This window comes from Sphingomonas antarctica, assembly GCF_965137005.1.
In the GTDB taxonomy this organism is placed as follows: domain Bacteria; phylum Pseudomonadota; class Alphaproteobacteria; order Sphingomonadales; family Sphingomonadaceae; genus Sphingomonas_O; species Sphingomonas_O antarctica.
Window position 1 is genome coordinate 25,615 of the sequence record NZ_CBCRXM010000009.1, and the last position, 23,548, is coordinate 49,162.

At 64.7% G+C, this 23,548-nt stretch carries 25 protein-coding genes and 2 riboswitches; of the genes, 17 read left to right on the forward strand and 8 right to left on the reverse strand.

The annotated features are described in order from the left end of the window. Window positions 1–62: 62 nt before the first annotated feature. The 6 genes from ACM9ME_RS10200 (at window position 63) to ACM9ME_RS10225 (ending at window position 2,051) form a co-directional block, all read left to right on the forward strand. Window positions 63–350, forward strand: a complete 288-nt coding sequence (locus ACM9ME_RS10200) for a hypothetical protein (protein ID WP_415643445.1) — start codon at window positions 63–65, stop codon at window positions 348–350. 10 nt (window positions 351–360) lie between these two features. Beyond that, a complete protein-coding gene (locus ACM9ME_RS10205) occupies window positions 361–651 on the forward strand; it encodes a hypothetical protein (RefSeq protein ID WP_415643355.1) in 291 nt (96 codons plus the stop codon). Next, complete coding sequence (locus ACM9ME_RS10210; RefSeq protein ID WP_415643356.1) at window positions 648–926, forward strand: hypothetical protein; 279 nt, start codon at window positions 648–650, stop codon at window positions 924–926. The genes ACM9ME_RS10205 and ACM9ME_RS10210 overlap by 4 nt, the downstream gene beginning before the upstream one ends. 13 nt (window positions 927–939) lie before the next feature. Next, on the forward strand, window positions 940–1,212 hold the full coding sequence (locus ACM9ME_RS10215; RefSeq protein WP_415643357.1) for a hypothetical protein: 273 nt from the start codon (window positions 940–942) through the stop codon (window positions 1,210–1,212). A 22-nt stretch (window positions 1,213–1,234) separates the two neighbouring features. Next, window positions 1,235–1,468 (forward strand): hypothetical protein, encoded by a 234-nt coding sequence (locus ACM9ME_RS10220; RefSeq protein WP_415643358.1) that lies wholly within the window; start codon window positions 1,235–1,237, stop codon window positions 1,466–1,468. Between the two features lie 172 nt (window positions 1,469–1,640). Beyond that, a complete protein-coding gene (locus ACM9ME_RS10225) occupies window positions 1,641–2,051 on the forward strand; it encodes a SufE family protein (protein ID WP_415643359.1) in 411 nt (136 codons plus the stop codon). 130 nt (window positions 2,052–2,181) lie between these two features. Here the strand turns inward: ACM9ME_RS10225 and gcvPB are convergent, their stop codons facing one another. From gcvPB to ACM9ME_RS10250, 5 genes are all read right to left on the reverse strand, one after another. Then, complete coding sequence (gene gcvPB, locus ACM9ME_RS10230) at window positions 2,182–3,804, reverse strand: aminomethyl-transferring glycine dehydrogenase subunit GcvPB (RefSeq protein ID WP_415643360.1); 1,623 nt, start codon at window positions 3,802–3,804, stop codon at window positions 2,182–2,184. Beyond that, entirely contained in the window at window positions 3,801–5,159 is a 1,359-nt protein-coding gene (gcvPA, locus tag ACM9ME_RS10235; protein ID WP_415643361.1) for an aminomethyl-transferring glycine dehydrogenase subunit GcvPA, read from the reverse strand. Before gcvPA ends, gcvPB begins: the two co-directional genes overlap by 4 nt. 3 nt (window positions 5,160–5,162) lie before the next feature. Continuing rightward, window positions 5,163–5,537, reverse strand: a complete 375-nt coding sequence (gcvH, locus tag ACM9ME_RS10240; RefSeq protein ID WP_415643362.1) for a glycine cleavage system protein GcvH — start codon at window positions 5,535–5,537, stop codon at window positions 5,163–5,165. Window positions 5,538–5,550: 13 nt separating this feature from the next. Beyond that, window positions 5,551–6,663, reverse strand: coding sequence for a glycine cleavage system aminomethyltransferase GcvT (gene gcvT, locus ACM9ME_RS10245; protein ID WP_462933486.1), 1,113 nt, complete (start codon window positions 6,661–6,663; stop codon window positions 5,551–5,553). Window positions 6,664–6,701: 38 nt separating this feature from the next. After that, window positions 6,702–6,782, reverse strand: a riboswitch (glycine riboswitch). Window position 6,783: 1 nt separating this feature from the next. Beyond that, a riboswitch (glycine riboswitch) is annotated at window positions 6,784–6,870 on the reverse strand. Between the two features lie 58 nt (window positions 6,871–6,928). After that, window positions 6,929–7,564, reverse strand: coding sequence for a hypothetical protein (locus tag ACM9ME_RS10250; protein ID WP_415643364.1), 636 nt, complete (start codon window positions 7,562–7,564; stop codon window positions 6,929–6,931). 77 nt (window positions 7,565–7,641) lie between these two features. Here ACM9ME_RS10250 and ispH point away from each other — a divergent pair, with 77 nt between their 5' ends. From ispH to rnhA, 3 genes are read left to right on the forward strand one after another with little or no spacing between them, the layout of a single operon-like run. Next, entirely contained in the window at window positions 7,642–8,586 is a 945-nt protein-coding gene (gene ispH / locus ACM9ME_RS10255) for a 4-hydroxy-3-methylbut-2-enyl diphosphate reductase (RefSeq protein ID WP_415643365.1), read from the forward strand. 1 nt (window position 8,587) lies between these two features. Next, window positions 8,588–9,514 (forward strand): homoserine kinase, encoded by a 927-nt coding sequence (gene thrB / locus ACM9ME_RS10260; RefSeq protein ID WP_415643366.1) that lies wholly within the window; start codon window positions 8,588–8,590, stop codon window positions 9,512–9,514. Next, window positions 9,511–9,954, forward strand: coding sequence for a ribonuclease HI (gene rnhA, locus ACM9ME_RS10265; RefSeq protein WP_415643367.1), 444 nt, complete (start codon window positions 9,511–9,513; stop codon window positions 9,952–9,954). The genes thrB and rnhA overlap by 4 nt, the downstream gene beginning before the upstream one ends. Before the next feature lie 3 nt (window positions 9,955–9,957). Here rnhA and ACM9ME_RS10270 read toward each other — a convergent pair whose 3' ends face one another. Next, window positions 9,958–11,037, reverse strand: a complete 1,080-nt coding sequence (locus ACM9ME_RS10270) for an NAD(P)/FAD-dependent oxidoreductase (protein WP_415643368.1) — start codon at window positions 11,035–11,037, stop codon at window positions 9,958–9,960. Window positions 11,038–11,085: 48 nt separating this feature from the next. Here ACM9ME_RS10270 and ACM9ME_RS10275 point away from each other — a divergent pair, with 48 nt between their 5' ends. From ACM9ME_RS10275 to ACM9ME_RS10310, 8 genes are read left to right on the forward strand one after another with little or no spacing between them, the layout of a single operon-like run. After that, complete coding sequence (locus ACM9ME_RS10275) at window positions 11,086–11,541, forward strand: A24 family peptidase (protein ID WP_415643369.1); 456 nt, start codon at window positions 11,086–11,088, stop codon at window positions 11,539–11,541. Between the two features lie 55 nt (window positions 11,542–11,596). Next, window positions 11,597–12,628 (forward strand): Flp pilus assembly protein CpaB, encoded by a 1,032-nt coding sequence (gene cpaB, locus ACM9ME_RS10280; RefSeq protein ID WP_415643370.1) that lies wholly within the window; start codon window positions 11,597–11,599, stop codon window positions 12,626–12,628. Further along, the gene (locus tag ACM9ME_RS10285; protein WP_415643371.1) at window positions 12,629–14,242 is read left to right on the forward strand and encodes a type II and III secretion system protein family protein; all 1,614 of its coding nucleotides are present in this window, start codon (window positions 12,629–12,631) and stop codon (window positions 14,240–14,242) included. Window positions 14,243–14,253: 11 nt separating this feature from the next. Beyond that, a complete protein-coding gene (locus ACM9ME_RS10290) occupies window positions 14,254–14,874 on the forward strand; it encodes a CpaD family pilus assembly protein (RefSeq protein WP_415643372.1) in 621 nt (206 codons plus the stop codon). Beyond that, on the forward strand, window positions 14,874–16,142 hold the full coding sequence (locus ACM9ME_RS10295; RefSeq protein WP_415643373.1) for an AAA family ATPase: 1,269 nt from the start codon (window positions 14,874–14,876) through the stop codon (window positions 16,140–16,142). The genes ACM9ME_RS10290 and ACM9ME_RS10295 overlap by 1 nt, the downstream gene beginning before the upstream one ends. A 4-nt stretch (window positions 16,143–16,146) precedes the next feature. Beyond that, window positions 16,147–17,127: a type II secretion system F family protein gene (locus ACM9ME_RS10300; RefSeq protein ID WP_415643374.1), complete on the forward strand. Its 981-nt coding sequence runs from the start codon at window positions 16,147–16,149 to the stop codon at window positions 17,125–17,127. Between the two features lie 4 nt (window positions 17,128–17,131). Continuing rightward, window positions 17,132–18,127: a type II secretion system F family protein gene (locus ACM9ME_RS10305; RefSeq protein ID WP_415643375.1), complete on the forward strand. Its 996-nt coding sequence runs from the start codon at window positions 17,132–17,134 to the stop codon at window positions 18,125–18,127. 35 nt (window positions 18,128–18,162) lie between these two features. Next, complete coding sequence (locus ACM9ME_RS10310; RefSeq protein WP_415643376.1) at window positions 18,163–18,375, forward strand: hypothetical protein; 213 nt, start codon at window positions 18,163–18,165, stop codon at window positions 18,373–18,375. Here the strand turns inward: ACM9ME_RS10310 and ppdK are convergent. Beyond that, window positions 18,358–21,009 carry a pyruvate, phosphate dikinase gene (gene ppdK / locus ACM9ME_RS10315; protein WP_415643377.1) on the reverse strand — a complete coding sequence of 884 codons (2,652 nt, stop codon included), beginning with the start codon at window positions 21,007–21,009 and terminating at the stop codon, window positions 18,358–18,360. The genes ACM9ME_RS10310 and ppdK overlap by 18 nt on opposite strands. Before the next feature lie 79 nt (window positions 21,010–21,088). Next, window positions 21,089–23,464 (reverse strand): glycine--tRNA ligase subunit beta, encoded by a 2,376-nt coding sequence (gene glyS / locus ACM9ME_RS10320; RefSeq protein WP_415643378.1) that lies wholly within the window; start codon window positions 23,462–23,464, stop codon window positions 21,089–21,091. Window positions 23,465–23,548: the final 84 nt, after the last annotated feature.

A 23,548-nucleotide genomic window follows, 5' to 3' on the forward strand; every position in this document is an offset into this window, starting at 1 on the left:
GAGCATCAGGGAGAAAAATCGTGGACCCCGCAAAAGCACAACTCTTTACGGTGATCATTCCAATGGCCCTCGCGGTCGGCGGGCTCGGCATCATCAGCTACATCGTCACCACCTGGATGAAGATCGGCAACGGCTATCCGCTGGAAAGCAGCTGGGGCAAACCGATGCTGCCGCAAAAGAACGAGGAAATGCTCGAACGCGTCAAGCTGGTCAGCCAGGAAAACGCCCAGCTGCGTGCCGAGCTGAGCTCGGTCAAGGATCGCCTGGCCAATGTCGAGCGCATCGTGACCGACGGCGCGCACACCCTGAGCCACGATATCGAGCAGCTGCGCTCGATCCGCTCGAACTAGGGACAGTCAGATGTTCGATCAGAACGCCATTTTCGCCCTTATCCCGCTCTCTCCCTTCATGCTCGCCGGTTTTGCCATCTGGGCACGGCTGAAGGGCAAGCAGATCGCGGCGCAGACCACGCTGGGCGCGGAAAAGGCGGCCCAATATGCCGCCCACACCGAACGGCTGGAACAGCGCATGCGTGTGCTGGAACGGATCGTCACCGACAAGGGCATGGACACCGCCGACCAGATCGAAGCACTGCGCACCGCGCAACTGCCCGATCCGCGCCACGACCAGGTTCAAGGGGACGCACGATGAGCGATGTTGCCAGCTGGATCTGGGTTTTGATCCCCCTCGCCGCGATCGGGATCGCGCCCTTCAAGATGTGGATCAAGGTCAAGGAGCGTCAGCTCGACCTGCAATCGCAGATGACCGCCGAAAAGACCGCCCAATATGCGGCGCATACCGAACGGCTCGAACAGCGTGTCCGCGTTCTCGAACGCATCGCCACCGACAAGGGAACTGACCTGTCCGACCAGATCGAAGCGCTGCGCACCGCGCAGCTCCCCGATCCGCAGCGCGACCAGGCTTAAAGGAGTACGACTGATGAATCCGTTTGAAATGGTTGTCATGATCGTGGGGATCGGGGCGGTTGCGAATTTCGTCCGCGCCAAGAACGGCCTGCCCACCGGCAATTTCTGGGGCGGCCGCCGTGGTCGCGATCAACGCCTTGCCGCCATGCAGACCGACGATACCGAAACCGTCCGGCTGCGTGAGGAAGTGAAGGAGTTGAAGGAACGCCTCCACGTCCTCGAACGCATCGCCACCGACACCAACCGTGCCGTCGATCTCGATCGTGAGATCGAGCGGCTGCGCTGAACCAAGAGGAAGGAGACTGACCATGGACTCCGCAACACTCGTCACTGTCGCCGGCTCGGCGGTCACCGGCACCGCGATCCTCGCCGCCACCGGCCTGATCGGCTTCAAGCAGTGGATCGCGCTGAAACAGACCGAACTGACGACGCACAATGCGCCGTCGGTCGGCCTGCCCCAGACCGCGGCGCGCATCGACCTGGCCGACATCAAGGAACGCATCCGCAAACTGGAAGCGATCGCCGCTGGGGTTGAGCTTTAGGAAGCTGGACCCCGGCTCGGGGGCCGGGGTGACGGATCACCGTTATGAAGAATAATCCTCAATTCAACGTCGTCCCGGATTTAATCCGGGACCCAGCTTCTTCTTCCTAATCCCGTCCAGCCGCCGGACTGTTCGGCTGGGCACCCGCCCAACGGATTGATACAGCCGCTCAATGCCCCTCCCCCAACTCGCCGACGTCCTCGACGACTATGCCTTTCTCGAAGGCGATGACCGCATTGCGTATCTGATCGACCTCGGGCGCGGGCTGGACCCGATGCCCGAGGCGCTGAAAACCGACGCAACCAAAGTCCGCGGCTGCTCCGCCTCCGTCTGGGTCTATCCGCAGCAGGTCGGCGACCAACTCCACTTCCTCGCCGACAGCAACGCCGCGATCACCAAAGGCATCGTCGCTTTGGTCCTCGCCGCAGTCGGCGAACGCAGCGCCGCCGAAGTCGCGACGCTCGATATCCCCGCCTTGCTCGCCCCCTTCGACCTCGGCCGCCACCTCAGCAGCAACCGCACGCAAGGCATCCCCAACATGATCGGCCTGATTCAGGAAACCGCGCGGCGGCTGGCGAGCTAACCTACATGTCACCCCGGCGAAGGCCGGGGCCGCTGCGAACGGTCGCGCTACTGTTGATAGCGGCCCAGTGGCTGGTTGGACATGCCCCGCATGTCCAAGGGCCGTCCAGGGAACGGCCCGACCCGCCAATCTACGCCGGGGCGACGTCCCTTGGCCGCCACGTCAGCACCGGCTTCCGCGCCGCCAACGTCTCGTCCAACCGCCGCCTCGGGGCAAAATGCGGCGCGGACTTCAACGCCACATCACCCGCCCGCGCCCGCTCGGCCACCGCCCGCAACGCGCCGATGAACTGATCCAGATTCGCCTTCGATTCAGTTTCGGTCGGCTCGACCAGCATCGCGCCGTGAACCACCAGCGGGAAATACACCGTCATCGGGTGAAACCCCTCGTCGATCAGCCCCTTGGCCACATCGAGCGTCGAGAACCCGTCGGGGAAACCTTCGTCCGAGAACAATGCCTCGTGCATACACGGCCCGCTGTCCGCGAACGGCGCGTCGAGCACGTCCTCCAGGCTGCGCAGGATGTAGTTGGCGTTCAACACCGCATCGCCCGACGCCTGACGCAGCCCATCCGCGCCGTGGCTGAGGATGTAGGTCAGCGCGCGCGTGAACATGCCCATCTGCCCGTGGAACGCGCACATCCGCCCGAAACTGTGCGGGTGACGATCCTCGACGGTTTCTTCCTCGACCAGCGTGATGTGCCCATCGGCATGCCGCTCGGTGAACGGTAGCGGACCGTAAGGCGACAGCGCTTCGGACAGCACCACCGGCCCCGACCCCGGCCCGCCGCCGCCATGCGGGGTGGAAAATGTCTTGTGCAGATTGATGTGCATCGCATCGATGCCGAGGTCGCCCGGCCGCACCCGCCCGACGATCGCATTGAAGTTCGCGCCGTCGCAATAGACGTAGCCGCCGGCCGCATGCACCGCGTCCGAAATCGCCTTCATGTCGCGCTCGAACAAGCCGCAGGTGTTCGGGTTGGTGATCATCACCCCCGCGACGTCGGGTCCCAGCCGCGCGGTCAGCGCCTCGAGATCGACCCGCCCCGCCGCCGTCGCCGGGATGTTCTCAACCTTATAGCCCGCGAACGCCGCCGTCGCCGGATTGGTGCCGTGCGCGCTTTCGGGGACGAGGATGACGTTTCGCCCTGTCTCGCCGCGCGCATCCAGCGCCGCCTTGATGCACAGGATGCCGCACAGCTCGCCATGCGCGCCCGCCTTGGGCGTCATCGCCACACCGTGCATGCCGGTCAGCTTGATCAGCCACACCGCCAGTTCGTTGATCACGCCCAGCGCGCCTTGCACCGTATCGACCGGCTGGAGCGGATGGACGTCGGCAAACCCCGGCATCCGCGCGACCTTCTCGTTCAGCCGCGGGTTGTGCTTCATCGTGCAACTGCCGAGCGGGAACAGGCCCAGGTCGATCGCGTAATTTTGCCGCGACAGGCGGGTGTAGTGACGCACCGTCTCGGGCTCGCTGAGTCCGGGAAGGCCGATCGGGGACGTGCGGAGCAAGCCAGCAAGCCCGTCACCCCGGCGCAAGCCGGGGCCGCTATCATCGGTCGTGCCGCCAGCGGTCCCGGCCGCCGCCGGGACGACCTCGGGCAAATCGACACCGGTGGTCTCGGAATCACCGACCTCGAAGATTAGCGCTTCGTCGAGCATCAGCGCCCGGTTGCCGGTGAAAGTCGGCACCGCGCCCTCGCTCGATTGGCCCATGTCCGGCTTCCAGCCGCTGGCATTGACCGCGCTCATGCCAGTTCCTCCGCCAGCGCCTTGGCAAAGGCTTGAATGTCCTCGTCGCTGACCGTTTCGGTCACCGCGACGACCAGTCCATGCTCGATACTGCCATCGTCCGGATACAGCCGCCCGAGCGACACGCCGCCCAATATGCCCTTGTCCGCCAGCGCCCGCACGACCGGCCGCGCCGCCTTGGGCAGTTTGAGTGTGAACTCATTGAAGAACGTCGGGGTGACCAGCTCGACCCCGGGAATGGCACTCAGCACACCCGCCGCGGCGACCGCCTTGGCATGGTTGATCCCGGCGAGTCCCCTCAGCCCTTTTTCGCCTAGCAAGGTCATATGAATTGAGAACGCCAGCGCACAAAGCCCTGAATTCGTACAGATATTCGAAGTCGCCTTCTCGCGCCGGATATGCTGCTCACGGGTGCTGAGCGTCAGCACGAACCCACGCTTTCCATCGGAGTCCCTTGTCTCCCCGCATAGCCGCCCCGGCATCTGCCGCACGAACTTTTCCTGACACGCGAACAGCCCGACATAAGGCCCGCCGAATTGCAATCCGACGCCGATCGATTGCCCCTCGCCGACGACGATGTCCGCGCCCATCTCACCCGGCGACTTGAGCATCCCCAGCGCCACCGGCTCGGTCACAACGGCGATCAGCAGCGCGCCCGCCGCATGCGCCGCCTCGGCAATCGCGCTCAAATCCGCAACGCGACCGAGGATGTCGGGATATTGGACGACGACGCACGACGTCTCGCCATCGATCGCCGCGATCACGCGGTCGGCATCGGTTTCCGCCACCAGTTCAGGCGCGGCGATATCCAGCGTGTCGCCGGTATACTTCGCCATCGTCTTGGCGACCGACACGTAATGCGGATGCAGTCCGCTGGACAGCACCGCCTTGCTCCGCTTGGTCACGCGCCCGGCCATGCCGATCGCTTCCCAGCACGCGGTCGAGCCGTCGTACATCGACGCATTGGCGACATCGCAGCCGAACAGCCGCGCGACCTGCGTCTGGAATTCGAACAGCATCTGCAGCGTGCCCTGCGCGATCTCGGGCTGGTACGGCGTATACGCCGTCAGGAATTCGCCGCGCTGGATCAGATGATCGACCGACGCCGGAACGTGATGGCGATACGCCCCGCAGCCGAGAAAGAACGGCGCATCCGCCGCCGCCAGATTCTTCTTGGACAGCATCCGCATGTGCCGCTCGACCGCCATTTCGGTGGCATGGTTCGGCAGGCCGTGGATCGGCCCGTCCAGCCGCGCTTCCACCGGCACATCGACAAACAGCGCGTCGATCGAATCGGCGCCGATCGTCTCGAGCATCGCCGAACGGTCGGCATCGGTCAGGGGCAAATAACGCATGGGCTAGAGCGTCTCGACGAACGACTTGTACGCCGCCTCGTCCATCAGAGCCGATAATTCGTCCTTGTCCTCCAGCACGATGGTGAAAAACCAGCCGTCGCTCTCGGGCGCTGTGTTGACCAGGCTGGGGTCGCCTTCCAGCGCCGGGTTGCCCTGGCTGACGGTGCCGGTCACCGGCGAATAGACGTCCGACGCCGCCTTGACGCTCTCGACCACCGCCGCGTCGCCGCCTTTGTCGAGGCGCGCGCCGCTGGCCGGCACTTCGACGAACACGATGTCGCCGAGTTGCCCTTGGGCATAGTCGGTAATGCCGACGGTCGCGGTCTCGCCCGAGGCGTCGACTTCGATCCACTCATGATCCTTGGTGAAATAACGCATCGGAAAGGCTCCCTTATGCCTTGGGCTGGCGGTGATAGGTGTGGGGTACGAACGGCATCGGCGCGACCGAGGCGGCGAGGCGCTTGCCGCGCACATCGACCTCGAGCAGCGTTCCCGCTGCGGCATGTTCGGGCGTGACATAGCCCATCGCGATCGCGTGATTGAGGCTGGGCGAAAAGCCGCCCGACGTGACCCGGCCGACCGTCACGCCGCCCGCATGGATCGTCGCGCCCTCACGCGCGGGCAGGCGTCCATCGATGATCAGGCCGACACGCCTGGTCTTCGGCCCATCGCGAAATCCCGCCTGAATACGCTCCGCCCCGGGAAAGCCGCCAGCGTCGCGCCGCCGCTTCTGGATCGCAAACGTCAGCCCGGCCTCGACCGGATCGATCGTCTCGTCGAGGTCATGCCCGTACAGCGGCAACCCCGCCTCGAGCCTCAGCGAATCACGCGCGCCCAGCCCGATCGGCTTGACCTCGGGCTGCGCGACCAGATCGGCGACGAAGCTTTCGACCTGCGCGGCGGGTACCGAAATCTCGAACCCGTCCTCGCCGGTATAGCCCGAACGGCTGACCCACAGATCGCCGAACACCCCCGACTGCATGAAATACAAAGCCGCGACGCCGGGCACGAGCCGCTCCAGCGCGACATGCGCCTCCGGCCCCTGCAGCGCGATCAGCGCGCGGTCGTCGAGGTGGTTGATCGTAATCTCGTCGGGCAGAAATTCCCGCAGGACGCCGATATCGTCCCACTTGGTCGCACCATTGACCACCATGTAATAGCCGTCGTCCCTGCGCGTAATCATCAGATCGTCGAGGATCCCGCCGCTCTCGTCGAGCAACAGCGAATAACGCTGCCGCTCCTGCCCGATGGCGACAATGTCGCTAGGCAACAGCGTTTCGAGCGCCTCGCCAGCGCCCGCGCCACCGATAAGCAGCTGGCCCATATGGCTGACGTCGAACAGCCCGGCGTGCGTGCGCGTCCACAAATGCTCGGCGATGATGCCGTCATATTGGATCGGCATGTGATAGCCGGCGAACGCCACCATCCGTGCGCTCTGCGCCCGGTGCCAGCCATCCAGCGGCAGTGTTTCGGTCGGGGTCTCGACAGGTTCGTCCACGGGCAACTCCACGACAGATGCAAGCAGACGAGGACATCCCGCCGCCTGCCCCCTCTGTCACGGATGCCTGAGAGCTTTGCCCCGTCGGCGGCCCGGCGAGCCGGACTCTTTCCAGAGTTGCCTGTTAACGTCCGCGCGGTCCGGTTGCCTGAGAGATTCCGGGGCGGTTGCTCCTTCGGCGCCCCTTATCGGGGACTCTCCCGCGCGGCCGCCTTCCCGAAGGAAGAGGCTGGAACGACGAATGGTTGTCGCCCCGATTCGAGTCAACGCCTTATCGCGTCGCGTTGTAGCGCAATTGCTCCTGGGTCAGCTGGAAGCCGACGAGCAGTTCGAAACTCGCGCGCGCCAGGGCCGCTTTCACGTCCGGTGCCGCCATAGGGTCGATCGACGCATCGGCATCGTCGGCCTTGCGCTTGCGGTTGATCTTGGTGACCACCGCTTCGGGCAAAGTCGCGGCGGCGAGCGAGACGACCGCGCCGCCGCTGCCGCGTGTGCGTGCGTCGGCCTGGCCCGCATCGAAATGCAGCGCGACGCGACTGATGCGCTTGGCGATGACGGTGTTGCCGCCCTGCACGACCGTCGAGAAATAAGGGAGCGTCACGTCGCGTGCCTGACTGGTATCGCGGCGGTGGCCGATCACGTCGAAATCGGCCTGCGCGACGACCTGATCGCCCTGCGGCGCGCAGCTGACGCGGACATTGGTCATGTAGGCGGTCACGTCGATCGCGCGCGCATCGCGGCTGGCAGGCGGATCGAACAATGTGATGTCGCCGGTCGCCGCCGGAATCGCGACTGCGGGACAGGTCGAACGCGTGGCGTTGATTCCGCCCGCTTCGTTGAACTCGCCAAGCTTGTGGGCGCACCCGGAAAGCAGCACGACGGCGGCGAGCGGCAGCAATTTATTCAACGGGACAGACCTTTCGAACAGTGGAGGCGCTTTAGGCGGGTTTCGCGCGTGCAAGCAATCGCGTAAGCGCCTGTCGCGTGACTGAACGACCACCCCTCCACCTCCTCGTCGCCGCGCCGCGCGGTTTTTGCGCTGGCGTCGATCGCGCGATCCGCATCGTCGAACTGGCGCTCGAGCGTCACGGCGCGCCCGTCTATGTGCGTCATGAAATCGTCCACAATAAATTCGTCGTCGATGCTCTGAAGGCCAAGGGCGCGATCTTCGTCGATGAATTGAGCGAAGTGCCCGATGGGGCCGAAGTCATTTTCTCGGCGCACGGTGTGCCCAAGGCCGTGCCCGCCGATGCGACATCGCGGGGATTGCAATGGTATGACGCGACCTGCCCGTTGGTGTCGAAGGTCCATCGTCAGGCCGAACGGCTGGTCGCGACGGGTCGTCACATCGTCTTTGTCGGCCATGACGGCCATCCCGAAGTTATCGGCACCTTTGGTCAAGTGCCCGCAGGCGCGATGACGCTGGTCGAGACGGTCGCCGATGTCGCGACGATTGCCGTGCCCGATCCGGACAATCTGGCTTTTCTGACGCAGACGACTTTGTCGGTCGACGACACGGCGGAAATCGTAGCAGCGCTGCAGACGCGTTTCCCGGCGATCCAGGGTCCGCGCGGCGAGGACATTTGTTACGCCACATCGAACCGGCAGGAAGCCGTCAAGGCGATGGCCGGGCGGTGCGACGCGGTTCTGGTGATCGGCGCATCGAATTCGTCCAATTCGCTGCGGTTGGTCGAGGTTGCCGAGCGCGGGGGTGCCAAATCACTGCTGATCCCCCGCGCGGCAAATATCGACCCGGCGTGGCTCGACGGGGTGACGACACTGGGCCTGACGGCCGGAGCGTCGGCCCCCGAATTGCTGGTCGATGAGGTTATTGCCTGGCTCAACGCGCGCTTCACGCTGACGCGCGAAGAGGTTGAAACAACGGTCGAAAACATCGCATTCAAACTGCCGCACGGCCTCGCCGCCTGAAGTGGCGGTCTACACCCACGTCTCGGCCGAAGCGCTGGGCGAGTTCCTCAAGCGTTACGATGTCGGCGAGTTGGTTTCGGCCAAAGGGATCGCCGAGGGGGTCGAGAACACCAATTACCTCGTCGATACGACCACCGACCGCTTCATTCTGACGCTCTATGAAAAGCGTGTCGCGGCGGATGATTTGCCCTTCTTCATGGCGTTGCTCGATCACCTCGCGGAGAAGGGCCTGCCCGTCCCGCCGGCGATCAAGGATCGTGAGGGCGTCGAGATTCAGCAGCTGTGCGGTCGTTCCGCCTGCCTGATCAAGTTTCTGCCGGGCATATCGCTGACGACGCCGACACCGGCACAGGCGCAGGCGGCGGGGGCTGCGTTGGCAGACATGCACCGCGCGGTGGACGATTTTCGAGGCGAGCGGCCGAACTCGATGGGCATCGCGACGTGGCGTCCGTTGCTCGCCCGTTGCGGTGCCGACCTTGATGGCATCGCGCCCGGGCTGTTTGACGAACTGTCGTCCGCGCTCGATCGCATCGAAGCAGCATGGCCGACCGACCTGCCCGTGTGCGCGGTTCACGCTGATCTGTTCCCCGACAACGTTCTGATGCGCGGCGACGCAGTGACCGGGCTGATCGACTTCTACTTCGCCTGCACCGATCTGCGCGCTTACGATCTGGCAGTGATGCACGGTGCCTGGGCATTCGATCCAGCCGGCCCGACCTATCGCTCCGAAATCGGCGATGCACTGATACAAGGCTATGGCCCGTTGACCGAAGCCGAACAGGCCGCCTTCCCGATCCTCGCCGCCGGGGCAGCTTTGCGGTTCGCGCTGTCACGCTCGTGGGACTGGCTCAACACGCCCGCCGACGCTTTGGTGACGCGTAAGGACCCGCTCGCTTACGTTCGCCGTCTGCGCCACTACCTCGCATGACCGAACTCCCGCACGTCGAAATCGCCACTGACGGCGCGTGCAAGGGCAATCCCGGGCCGGGCGGCTGGGGCGCGTTGATCCGCATGGGCGCAAAAGAGCGCGAGTTGTCGGGCGGCGAGGCGCACACCACCAACAACCGCATGGAATTGATGGCGGCGATCGAGGGACTGAACGCGCTGACCCGCCCGTGCCGCGTGACGCTGTCCACCGACAGCCGCTACGTCATGGACGGGCTGACCAAGTGGATTCACGGATGGCGCAAGAACGGCTGGCGCACCGCGGACAAGAAACCCGTCAAGAATGTCGAGCTGTGGCAAGCATTATGCGCCGCCGCGGAACCGCACCGCGTCGAATGGGTCTGGGTCAAAGGTCATGCGGGTCACCCCGACAACGAACGCGCCGACCGCCTGGCGAGCGACGCCGCGGATGCCAGGCGTTGACCGTCAGCCGCTGAACCGCGCGGGCGAATAGGGCTGCGCATCGAACGGTGGGGTCTGGCCGAGCAAGAGCGCGGCGCAGAGTTCCGCCGCAGCGGGCGAGGTTTGTATCCCCGTGCCACCCTGCCCGGCGCACCAGAAAAAGCCTTCGACCAGCGGATCGAACCCATAAACGGGAATGCGATCGGGCGCGAAGCTGCGCAGCCCGGCCCATTTGCGCTCGACCGCCAGGACGTGCCACCCGGTCATCGTTTCCAGCCTGTCGACGGCGATGGCGACGTCGAGTTCTTCCGGCGCGACGTCGTGTGCCTCGACCGCCGCTTCGTCATGCGGTGACACCCAGACGCGCGCGCCGCCCTCTGCGCGAAAGTAGAATGTGCCCGCCACGTCGATGGTGAACGGCAGGTCGGCAGGCAGGTCCTGATCGACGCGCACCTGCACGATCGTGCGGCGGTGTGGGGTAATGCCCAGCGGCGCGACACCCGCCAGCCCGGCGACGGTATCCGCCCAGGCACCGGCGGCGTTGACGATGACCCGCGCGGCGATGGCCCGGTCGCCCGCTGCGACGTGCCACAGGCCATCCCCACGCCGGATCGCATCGACGCGAAAATCGGTTTCGACCGTCCCCCCGCTCTTGCGGAACTCACCGAGCCTCGCCGCATGCAGCGCCGCCGCGTCGAGATCGGCCGAATCCTCTTCGATCAACGCGCCGATCAGACTGGGCGCGGCATCAGGCAACCATTTCAACAACGCCTCGCGACCGATCTGCGTCAGACGCACCGGCGTCCCGGCAAATCTCGCCGCCATCGCGGCAAGCCGGTCCTCGGACGCCGTCTCGGCCACATTCAGGGTCAGGCGCGGCGACAGATAGCCGCCCGCGCGCAGGAACGGCCCCGACGCCGTGGTCAGCTGCTGCACCAGCACCCCGCCCAGCGTCTCGTGCCAGAACGTCGCCGAGCGTCCGGTCGAATGGTAACCGGGCGTGTCCTCCGCCTCCAAAACCACGACCGACGCGTGCGGCGCGAGTTCGGCGGCCACACTCGCCCCGGCGATACCGCCGCCGATCACAGCAAAATCGAAGATCATGGTTGGCAGTTACGGTTTCTTGATTGGTAGCGTCTAGTCCATTCGGGCATGCCAGAAGTCCAGACTTTGCTGCTCGCCGGTCTGCTCACCGCGCTGATCGCCGCAGCCGCCACCGACATTCGCAGCCGCACCATATCCAATGCGCTAAACCTGGGCATCGCGTTGGCGGCGCCATTATTCTGGTGGGCAACAGGGCTGTCACCATGGCCGGGGGCGGCGCTGCAACTCGCTTTCGCGCTCGCCGTGTTCGGCGCTTTCGCCGGATTGTTCGCAATCGGCGCGATGGGCGGCGGCGACGTAAAGCTTATCGGCGCGCTGGCTCTGTGGTTTCCGGTCACGCCGTTTTTATCGTTGCTCACACTCATGGCGATCCTCGGCGGCGTGCTGACCGTCGCTATGTTGTTGTTTCACAAGCTCCGCCCGACCGATCGTCCGCTGGAGGTACCGTATGGCGTCGCGATCGCGGCGGCGGGGGCGTGGAGCATAGTTCGCACCGTATTTTAACCATTGCTGTTCAATAGTTCGCTTATTGAATTTTGGGTCGGAGGGGCGTTCCGTCATGGAGCCTAAGAAGATTGCCTTGTTGGTCGGCGCGTTGGTGGTTGCGGCAATGGCCGCGGTCATGGCCAAGAATATGTTCGGCCAAAGTGCCGCTCCGCAGGCGCAGGCGATGGTCGTCGCCGCGCCGGTCGGCCCCGAAGTCCTGGTCGCCACGCGCATGCTGCCCGTCGGCACGATCATCCAGCCCGACAGCTTTCGCTATCAGCCCTGGCCGAAGGATCTGGTCGAGAACGCCTATTACATCAAGGGATCGGCCGACCCGGCGAGCCTCGCGGGCACTGTCGTCCGCGCGGACATCACCGCCGGACAGCCGCTGACCCAGGGGTCCCTGGTCAAGCCGGGCGACCGTGGCTTCCTCGCCGCCGCGCTCGGTGCCGGGATGCGCGCCGTGACCGTCGCAGTGTCGAACCAGACCGGTGTCGCCGGCTTCGTGTTCCCGGGCGACCGGGTCGATCTCGTGCTGACGCAAAGCGTGTCGGGCCAGGGACCCGAGCTGAAAGCCTCCGAAACCTTCATCCGCAACGTCCGCGTGCTGGCGACCGACCAGAAAGTCGTTCCCGACGAGGACGACAAGGGCAACAAGAAGGTCGCGGTGGCGTCGAGCGTGACGCTGGAAGTCACCCCGCGCCTCGCCGAAAAGATCGCGGTGGCACAGACCATCGGCCAATTGTCGCTGAGCCTGCGCTCGATCGCCGACAACAACGCCGAGCTCGACCGCGCTATCGCCTCGGGCGATGTGACGCTGCCCAAGGACGCCGATCCGAAAACCACGGCGGCGATCATGGAGCAGGCGGCACAGCGGCCACAGGACAGCAACACGACGTATGTGACCGGTGCCGACGTCTCGCGCTTTCAGCGGCGCACCGTCCCGCCGTCGAACAACACCGTTTCGCCCGCAGCCAATCCGGCCGATGCCGGCACGGCGATGAGCGCGATGGTCAGCGCTATGGCCAAGGCGATGCCACAGGGGCCGGTCGTGCGTGTCGCGCGCGGCAATACTGTCACCGAAGTCCAGTTGGGGGCCAAGTAAATGCGTGTGAAGACGATCCTCCGCGGCTTCGTCGGCGCGGCTGCGCTGGCCACCGCCACACTGCCCACCGCCGGCGTCACCGCCCCCGCAGGCATTCAGCGCCCGCTCGGCGACCTGGTTCTGTCCGAAGGGCGTGGCCAGTTGGTCAACCTGCCCGCACCGATGAGCGATATCTTCGTGTCGAACGACAAGGTCGCCGACGTGCAGGTTCGTTCGCCGACCCAGCTTTACGTCTTTGCCAAGACCAAGGGCGAAGCGACGGTGTTCGCGACCACCAAGGGCGGCCAGGTCGTTTATTCGACCAACGTCCGCGTCGGTTCGAACAGCAATTCGCTCGACCAGATGCTGCGTCTCGCCTTGCCCGATGCCGCGATCGTCAGCACGCCGATGAACGGCCTCGTCCTGCTCACCGGCACCGTGGCCGGTCCGGACGATTCGGCGGAAGCCGAACGGCTGGTCCAGGCGTTCGTCGGCGAAGGCACACAGGTCGTCAGCCGCCTCAAATCGGCGACGCCGCTGCAGGTCAATCTGCAGGTCAAGATCGCCGAAGTGAGCCGCGCGCTGGTCAAGGAAATCGGCGTCAATCTGTTGACCCGCGACACCACTGGTGGATTCCAGTTCAATGTTGCCCAGGGTCGCGCCTTTGGTGACACCGGAATCGGCTATGCCTCGACCGCGGCGCTGCAGAAACTCGACGCGTCGTCGGTGTTCGGTCTGCCCGCAGGTTCGATCTCGCTGCCGTTCGACCCGCGCACCGGCCAGTTCGTGACGCGCGGCGCGACCGTCGCCGATTTTTCCAAACTGGGCATCGGCGCGGGCAAGACCAGCCTCGGCTTCCTCGGTCGCCTGTTCGGCGTCGATGTCGCATCGGCGCTCGACCTTGCCGAAAATGACGGCCTCGTCACCACATTGGCGCAGCCCAATCTGACCGCGCTTTCGGGCGAAACCGCCAGCTTCCTCGCGGGTGGCGAATTCCCGATCCCGATCAGCCAGGCGCTCGGTTCGATCACCATCCAATACAAACAATATGGCGTCAGCCTGGCGTTCACGCCGACCGTGCTGGCCGACGGCCGCATTTCGATGCGCGTGCGTCCCGAAGTGTCCGAATTGTCGTCCGATGGCGCGATCGTGCTCAACGGCTTCAACATCCCCGCGATCACTACGCGGCGCGCCGAGACGACGGTCGAACTCGGTTCGGGACAATCGTTCATGATCGGCGGGCTGATGCGCAATTCGAACGTCAACTCGGTCTCCAAAGCGCCGGGCCTGGGCGACATTCCGATCCTCGGTGCGATGTTCCGGTCGAGCAAGTTCCAGCGCAACGAGACCGAGCTGATGATCGTCGTCACGCCGTATCTGGTGCGGCCGACCGACGCGGCGAACATCAAGCTGCCGACCGACGGCTATGTCGCCCCCAACGATGCGGAGCGCGTGCTGCTCGGCCAGAGCTTTGGCGGCCACACGGGCGAACAACGTCCCAAGCCAACGACCGCGCCGCCGACCACCGTCAATCCGGTATCGCCGCCCATTTCGATGTTCAAGCCGGTCGCGCCCGCCAAGGGCAAGGGCAAGCAGGTCGCATCGGCCTTCATCGCCCCCGGCTTCAGCAAGTGAGGATCGCCCCCATGCGCGCCATCAAATTCCTGCCGCTTTTCGCGCTGACCGCGCTCGCCGCATGCGGCGGGACGCAAAATCGCGGACTCGAATCGGTTCATCAGCCGGTCGTGCACCGCACCGACTATGTCTATGACGTCCCCGCCAGTGGCCTGTCGTCGACCGATCGCGACCGCCTCGACGGGTGGTTCCAGACATTGCGTGTCGGCTATGGCGACAAGATCGCCATCGACGGCGCCGATGCCGGCAGCCGTCACGACATCGAGGCATTGGCCGCGCATTACGGTTTGTTGCTCGACAGCACCGCTCCGGTGACGACGGGCGAGATCGGCGCCGGTCAGGTTCGTGTGGTCGTCAGCCGCGCGGTAGCCGACGTGCCCAATTGCCCGGACTGGAGCCGGACGTCGCAACCCGAATTCGGCGCGAACAGCATGTCCAATTACGGTTGCGCGATGAATTCCAACCTCGCCGCGATGGTCGCCAATCCCGAGGATCTGGTGCGCGGACGGACCAGCGGCAGCGTCACCGACGCGAATATGGGCGGCCGCGCGATCAAGGAACTGCGCAAGGCCGCGCCGACCGGCGGCGGCGGTGCTCCGCTCAAGAACGAATCAACGAGGAACGGCAACTGATGAACGCGCCCTGGTCCCCGTCGCGCGGGCTGCGCGAACCGTTCACGGCCTTCGTCTGCGACGAAGCGACAGCGGAGTCGCTGCGGCCGATCGTCGGCGAGCTCGGTTGGCAGGCCGAAAAGGTCAACAAGGGCGGCCTGCGCAACGCGGTCCAGGCCTTGTCGGTCTCCGCCAGTCCGCAAATCCTGTTCGTCGATCTGTCCGAAAGCGGCGATCCGCTCAACGACATCAACGCCCTGGCCGAAGTGTGCGAACCCGGCACGGTCGTGATCGCCGCCGGTCAGGTCAACGATGTTCGCCTGTACCGCGACCTGGTCGCCAGCGGGCTGCACGATTATCTGCTCAAGCCGCTCAGTCCCGATGCGTTGCGCGACGCGTTTGCCAGCGCGCAAGCGGTGTTTTCCGCACCCAAGAACGTCGAAGCCTCGCTCGAACGCCCGCACATGATGGCGGCGGTGATCGGCGCGCGCGGCGGATCGGGCGCGTCAACGATCGCCACCTCGCTCGCCTGGTTGATGGGTCAGACGCATGGCCGTTCGGCCGCGCTGCTCGATCTCGACGTGCACTTCGGCACCGGCGCGCTCCAGCTCGACCTCGAGCCGGGACGCGGCCTGACCGACGCGATCGAAAACCCCAGCCGGATCGATGGCCTGTTCATCGAACGCGCGATGGTCAAGGCAAACGACAAATTGTCGGTGCTCAGCGCCGAAGCGCCGATCAATCAGCCATTGCTGACCGACGGGGCCGCCTTTTATCAGCTTCAGGAAGAATTGCGCACGGCATTCGAGGCGACCATCGTCGATCTGCCGCGCAACATGTTGGTCGCGCATCCGCATCTGATGCACGATGTCAGTGTCGCGGTGGTCGTCTGCGAATTGACCCTGGCGGCGGCGCGCGATGTGATCCGCATTTTGGCGTGGCTCAAGGCAAACGCGCCGCAGACGCAAGTGCTGCTGGTCGCCAACCGCGTCGCCCCGGCGGGCGGCGAAGTGTCGCGCAAGGAGTTCGAGACGTCGGTCGAGCGCAAGGTCGATCTGGTCGTTCCGCTCGACATCAAAGTCGCGGTCCAAGCGGCGAAGCTTGGCAAGACCGTGGCCGAGGCTGGCAAGGGGACCAAGGTCGCCGCGGGCATTCTGGAAATCGCCCAACGTCTCGTCTCGTCGGCCGACGAACTGGCTCCCGACACCGCCAGTGTGGCGAAGAAGCCGTCGCTGATGGGCAAGCTTGGTGGCCTGGGCGCGATGCTGTCCAAGAAAAAGGCGGGCTGACGCGATGGAGACGATGCCGCTGGTCATGCTGTTCGGCTGCGTGCTGGGCACGTTCGCCCTGTTGTTTTTTGCGTTCAGCGGTCCGTCGGTCGCCAAGGCCACCGATCGCCGTCTGACGGCGGTGAGGGACCGCCATACCGGCACGGCGGCGGGTGCTGTCGAGGCCCAGATGCGCCGCGCCGTAGCGACCCAGATGGGCAGCGGCACGATGGAAGGGCTCGCGAAAAAATTCCTGCCCAACACCGCCAAGCTTCAGCAGCGCCTCGACCAAACGGGCAAGAATTGGACGCTGGGCAAGTTCTTTACCTATAATCTGCTCATCGCCTTGGTGATCGCCGGGCTGATGATGCTCAAGGGCCTGCCGATCTTGCTGTGCCTTTGCGCTGGCCTGTTCCTCGGCCTGGCGGTGCCGCACAAGGCCGTGACGATGATGATCAATCGTCGCGTCGCAAAATTCACCAAGCGCTTCCCGGATGCGATCGAATTGCTCGTCCGCGGGCTGCGTTCGGGCTTGCCGATCTCGGAAACGCTGGGCGTCGTCGCGACCGAGCTGCCGGCACCGGTCGGCGAGGAATTCCGCGCCGTCAGCGACAAGATCAAGATCGGCAAGACCATGGACGCGGCATTGCAGGACACCGCCGATCGTCTCGGTACGCCCGAATTCCAGTTCTTCGTGATATCGCTGCAGATCCAGCGCGAAACCGGCGGTAATCTGGCCGAAACGCTTTCGAACCTCGCCAACGTGCTGCGCGGTCGGGCGCAAATGAAGTTGAAGATCAAGGCGATGGCGTCGGAATCGAAGGCATCGGCCTACATCATTGGGTCGCTGCCGTTCATCGTGTTCCTGCTGATCAACTGGATCAACCCGTCATACATGGGCAAGTTCTTCATCGATCCGCGGTTGATGGCCGTCGGCGGCGGCGGGATGGTGTGGATGGGCATGGGCGCGTTCATCATGGCCCAGATGATCAACTTCGAGATCTGACGCTATGCCGCCAGCCAATCACCCGACATTCTTCGGCATCGATATCATCTATGTCGCGACGTTGCTGTCGGCCGTGGCCGCCTTCGCGACGATGATGGCGATCTATGCCGCGACGCAGGTCAAGGACCCGATGGCTCGACGCGTCAAGGCGCTCAACGAGCGGCGCGAGCAACTGAAAGCCGGCATCGTCGCGTCGAGCAGCAAACGCCGCGCGCGCCTGACCACCAAGAATGAGACGACCGACCGGATGCGGTCGCTGTTGTCGGGACTCAAGGTACTGCAGGACGAACAGCTCAAGGTCGCGCAGATCAAGCTGCTGCAAGCCGGGATCCGGTCGAAGGAATGGGCCGTCGCGGTGATTTTCGGGCGGATGTTCCTGCCGATCATCCTCGGCGGTGGTATGTTGCTCTATGTGTACGGCTTGGGCGGTTTTCCCGAATGGGGCGCCTTCAAGCGTTACGCGATCTGCGCCGCGGCGTTGATCGGCGGGTACAAGGCGCCCGATATCTGGCTGAAGAACAAGATCAGCAAGCGCACCGCCGCGATCCGCAAGGGCTTGCCCGATGCGCTCGACCTGCTCGTGATCTGCGCCGAAGCCGGTCTGACCGTCGATGCGGCCTTCTCACGCGTGTCCAAGGAATTGGGCCGGGCCTATGCGGAATTGGGCGAGGAATTCGCCCTCACCGCGATCGAGCTCGGCTTCCTCACCGACCGGCGCATGGCGTTCGAGAACCTTGCCACGCGCGTCGACCTGGACTCGGTCAAGGGCGTCGTCACCACGATGATCCAGACCGAGAAATACGGTACGCCGCTGGCATCAGCACTGCGGGTGCTATCGGCCGAATTCCGTCACGAACGCATGATGCGCGCCGAAGAAAAGGCCGCGCGCCTGCCGGCGATCATGACCGTGCCGCTGATCGTGTTCATCCTGCCGGTGCTGTTCGTCGTGATCCTCGGGCCTGCAGCCTGTTCGATCAAGGACAACCTCCTCAACAAATAGGTGGAACGATCAGTCATGCGGCGGATTGAGGCCGCATGACCATCGATCCAAACCAGACCCTCGTCTATGTCGCCGTCTTCGTCGTTGGCCTGATTCTCGGCGCGGTGCTGTTTTCGTCAGGACGCAAGTGGCGGCGCAAATATGAGGACGAGCGCATCCGTTATGACGCACTCAAACTCGAGCATCAGCGGCTGGTCGACGAGTATCGTCCTGGCACCAAGATCGGTGATCTAGACCTTCGCCGCTAACGCCGATTGCGCCGCCGCCAGTCGCGCGATCGGCACGCGGTAGGGTGACGCGCTGACGTAATCGAGGCCGACCTGTTCGCAGAAGGCGATCGAGGACGGGTCTCCGCCATGTTCGCCGCAAATGCCGAGCTTGATGTCGGGCCGGGTCGCCCGGCCGCGATCCGCCGCCAGTTGCACCAGTTCGCCGACGCCTTCGACGTCGATGCTGACAAACGGATCGCGCGCGTAAATCCCCTGATCGACATAGGCGCCGAGGAACCGCGCCGCGTCGTCGCGCGACACGCCCAGTGTGGTCTGCGTCAAGTCGTTGGTGCCGAAGCTGAAGAACTGCGCGGCTTCGGCGATTTCGCCCGCGCGAAGGGCAGCGCGGGGAAGTTCGATCATCGTGCCGACGAGGTATTCGATGCGACGGCCGGCTTCAGCGAATACAGCTTCGGCGGCCTTGTCGACGACCGCTTTCATCAGTTCCAGTTCGCGCTTGGTGGCGACGAGCGGGATCATGATTTCGGGCACGGGCGCGACGTCAAGCATCAGCGCCGCTTCGAAAATCGCCCGCGCCTGCATCTCGTAGATTTCGGGGAAGGTCACGCCCAGGCGGCAGCCGCGATGGCCGAGCATCGGGTTGAATTCGTGCAGTTCCGCCGCGCGTCGCTTGAGCGTTTCAATGGGCACACCCGCCGCCGCGGCGACGGTTTCGAACTCCGCATCCTCATGGGGGAGGAATTCGTGGAGCGGCGGATCGAGCAGTCGGATGGTGACGGGCAGGCCGGCCATCACTTCGAACAATTCGGCAAAGTCCTTGCGCTGTTCGGGCAGCAGCTTTGCCAGCGCCACACGCCTTCCCGCCTCGTTTTCCGCCAGAATCATCTCGCGCACCGCAGAGATCCGCGCAGCATCAAAAAACATGTGCTCGGTGCGGCACAGGCCGATGCCCTCGGCACCGAATTCGCGCGCGACGCGGGCATCCTCGGGGGTTTCGGCATTGGCACGAACGCGCATCCGCCGCACGCCATCGGCCCACACCATCAGTGTCGCGAAATCGCCCGCCAGTTCGGGCTGCACCGTGGCGACATGCCCCGCCATGACTTCGCCCGACGAGCCGTCGATGGTGATCAGATCCCCTTCGTTGATCGTGCGCCCGCCAGCCTTGGCGGTGCGCGCTTTCGCGTCGATCGACAGTCCGCCCGCGCCCGAAACGCAGGGACGCCCCATGCCGCGCGCCACCACAGCGGCGTGCGAGGTCATCCCGCCCCGCGCGGTCAGGATGCCCTTGGCGGCGTGCATCCCCGAAATATCTTCCGGGCTGGTTTCGGTGCGGATGAGGATGACGGGTTCGCCCAATGCCGCGCGGTTTTCCGCGGTCGCGCTGTCGAACACCGCCGCGCCCGATGCCGCGCCGGGGCTGGCGGGCAGGCCGGTGACGATGACATCGCGGATCGCCGCCGGATCGAGTGTGGGGTGCAGCAACTGGTCGAGCGCCGACGGGTCGACGCGCGCCACGGCTTCGTCACGCGTGATCAAGCCCTCTTCGGCCATATCCACAGCGATCTTCAGCGCCGCCTTGGCCGTGCGCTTGCCCGAGCGCGTCTGGAGCATCCACAATTTGCCCTGCTGCACCGTGAATTCGATGTCCTGCATGTCGCGGTAATGCGTTTCGAGCAGGTCGAACACGCGCGCGAGTTCGGTGTAGGTTTCGGGGAGTGCTTCCTCCATCGACGCGGGCTTGGCTCTGGCTGCCTCACGCGCCGATTTGGTGAGATATTGCGGCGTACGGATGCCCGCGACGACATCCTCGCCCTGCGCGTTGATCAGGAATTCGCCATAATAAGCCCGCTCGCCGGTCGATGGATTGCGCGTGAACGCCACGCCCGTCGCGGAGGTCTCGCCCATATTGCCGAAGACCATCGCCTGGACATTGACCGCGGTACCCCAGTCGCCGGGGATCGAATTGATCCGGCGATAAACTTTCGCGCGCTCCGACTGCCACGAGCCGAACACCGCGCCGACCGCACCCCATAACTGGTCGTGGACGTCCTGCGGAAACGGCTTGCCCCACAGTTTTTCGACCAGCGACTTATATTCGGCGACCAGCGCGCGGAGGTCGTCGGCCTCGAGCTCGGTATCGAGCGTATAGCCCCGATCCTCCTTAGCCACGTCTAGCGCTTCTTCGAACGAGCCATGATCGAGGCCGAGCACGACATCGGCATACATCTGGACGAAGCGGCGATAGCTGTCCCAGGCGAAGCGCGCGTCATTCGACACCGCGGCCAGTCCCTCCACCGTCGCATCGTTGAGGCCGAGGTTGAGGACGGTGTCCATCATCCCCGGCATCGACACGCGCGCACCGCTGCGGACGCTGACCAGCAGCGGGTCGGCGGGGTTGCCGAACTTCTTGCCGGTGACCGTTTCGATGTGATGGAGGCCGAGCGTGACCTGCGGGCGCAATTCGTCGGGGAAGCGCTCGCCTTCCTCATAGTAGCGCGTGCACATCGCGGTGCTGATCGTGAAACCGGGGGGCACGGGCAGTCCGATTCCCGCCATGCCGTCGAGGTTGGCGCCCTTGCCGCCGAGCAGATTCTTGTCCTGCCCGCCTTCGGACACCCCGCCGCCAAAGCGGTATACGTACTCGGTCAATTCACTGCTCCCGGCGGTCGAAAGTTTAGCCAAAGTTTAGCCCAAAAGTCACGGGCATTTTGTTACGCATACGAAACGACTATCCCTCGATCTTCGAGAAATCGGCGACGGTGTGAACCGCATCACGGAAACGCCCGAGCAGGCCAAGGCGGCGCGCGCGAATATTCGGGTTTGGATCGTTGACCATCACGCCCTTGAAGAAGCCATCGATGGGGCCGCGCAGCATTGCCAGAGCGAGCATCGCCGCGCCGAAATCCTCGATCTCGATAGCGGCCTTGGCGCGCGCCTCGGCGGGATCGATCGACGCACGAAGGTAATCCTCCGCATCCATGTTCCCTGCCTCGTCATTCCCGCGGAGGCGGGAATCCATCTCGGTAACGTCCACCAGTGAGGAGTTCGGGAGATGGACCCCCGCCTCCGCGGGGGTGACGATGTTTGGGGTGGAGTCGTAACCCTCTTTCTTGAGAATATTCGCGGCGCGCTTGTACCCGGAGAGGAGGTTGGTGCCCTCGGGGGTTTCGACAAAGGCTTGCAGCGCACGGACGCGGGCGAGCAGACGGACGAGATCGTCCTCCCCGCCAAGCGCGAACACCGCGTCGATCAGGTCGTGGCGGACACCAGCTTCGCGCTGCTGGACTTTGAGGCGGTCGGCGAAGAACGTCGTCAATTCTCGGGCTACGGCGATCGCCTTCTCGATCACCTCCCGCGTCCCACCTTTGATCTGAGGCGGGATCTGATCAATCACGCTCGATAGCCCAAGGGCATAAGCGTCGTCGAAGAGGCGGCGAGCCGTGAGACCCACGTTTGGCTCACCTTCGACCTTGTGTCGGTCGTACGCTCGTGTCTCTTCAAGAATGACGTGCTCTGCCACTACGCGACGCAGTGAAATCCTCGTTTGGTTTTGTAGTATAATTTCGATTGCTCCCAACGCAGCACGGCGGAGAGCGAACGGGTCCTTAGAGCCAGTCGGCTTGATACCTTCGAAAAAGAATAGAATTAAGCTGTCCAGCTTATCCGCCAGCGACACCGCGACTGTCACCGGCGCAGTCGGCACGTCGTCGCCTTGCCCGACCGGTTTGTAATGATCGCGGATCGCGTCGGCGACGGCGTCGCCCTCGCCCTGCGCGCGGGCGAGGTGGCCGCCGATCACGCCTTGCAGTTCGGGGAATTCGCCGACGGTGCCGGTGACGAGGTCCGCCTTGCACAGGCGGGCGGCGCGTTCGGCGAGGTCGGCGAGTTTGGAAACATCATCGTCATTCCCGCGAAGGCGGGAATCCATCTGGTGAGTTTCCACATCCGACGACTTCGAGAGATGGACCCCCGCCTTCGCGGGGGTGACGATGTTTTCGGTGATGAGCCACCGCGCCAGTTTCGCGACGCGCTCGACCTTGTCGGCGACGGTGCCGAGCTTTTCGTGGAAGACGATCTGTGACAGCTTTTGCGCCTGCTGGTCCAGCGGCACGCGGACGTCATTGTCCCAGAAGAATTTGGCGTCGGCGAGGCGCGAGGCGATGACCTTGCGGTTGCCGTCGACGATCGCCGCGCCGCCATCGGGTGCGTCGATATTCGCGGTGCAGACGAACGCGTTGGCCAAGTTTCCATCCGCGTCCGCACACACGAAATATTTCTGGTTCACGCGCGCGGTGAGCTGGATGATCTCCTGCGGCACCGCGAGGTAGCTGGCGTCGAAGCGGCCGAGCAAAGGCACCGGCCATTCGGTGAGGCCGGCGTTTTCGGCGACCAGTCCCTCATCCTCGATCAGCGTCAGGCCTGCGGTTTTGGCGGCGTCACGCGCGCCGTCGCGGATGATCGCGCAGCGTTCGCTGAAGTGGACGATGACGTGGCAGGCGCGGAGTTTTTCGACGTAGTCGTTGGCGCCGCCGATGGTGATCGGGCCGGGGTGGACGAAGCGGTGGCCGAGCGTCGTCGCGCCAGCATTGATGCCGTCGATCCTGCACGGCACGATGGTTTCGCCGAGCAAGGCGACGATGCCTTGCAGCGGACGCACCCAGCGCAGGCTTTCGGTCGAGAGCGACGCCGCGCCCCAGCGCATCGATTTGGGCCAGGGAAAGGCGCGGATGATCGCGGGGATGGCGTCGGCGAGAACTTCGACCGTCGCGCGGCCGGGCTTGTCGAGATTGGCAAACCAGACGCCGTCGCGCTCGGTCAAATCGGCGCGGGTCAGGCCGGTCTTGCGCAGGAAACCGTCGAGCGCCTGTTCGGGCGCGGACGTGCGCGGACCTTTCAGTTCCTCGCTGACCGCTTCGGTCGCGTCGGGCAGGTCGCGCGCGATCAGCGCGAGCCGGCGCGGCGTGGCGAAGGCTTCGATGCTCGCGGCCTTGAGGCCATGTTTGGCGAGTTCGGCTTCGAACAGGCGCTTCAGATCGGCCTTGGCCTGAACCTGCATCCGCGCGGGGATTTCTTCGGAGCGGAGTTCGAGGAGGAAGTCGCTCACGACAGCCACTCCCGGCTGTCGCCCCTGCGTAGGCAGGGGTCCAGATGATCTCGCGTAATCGAGGCGAAGCCACTGGTTGAGGGG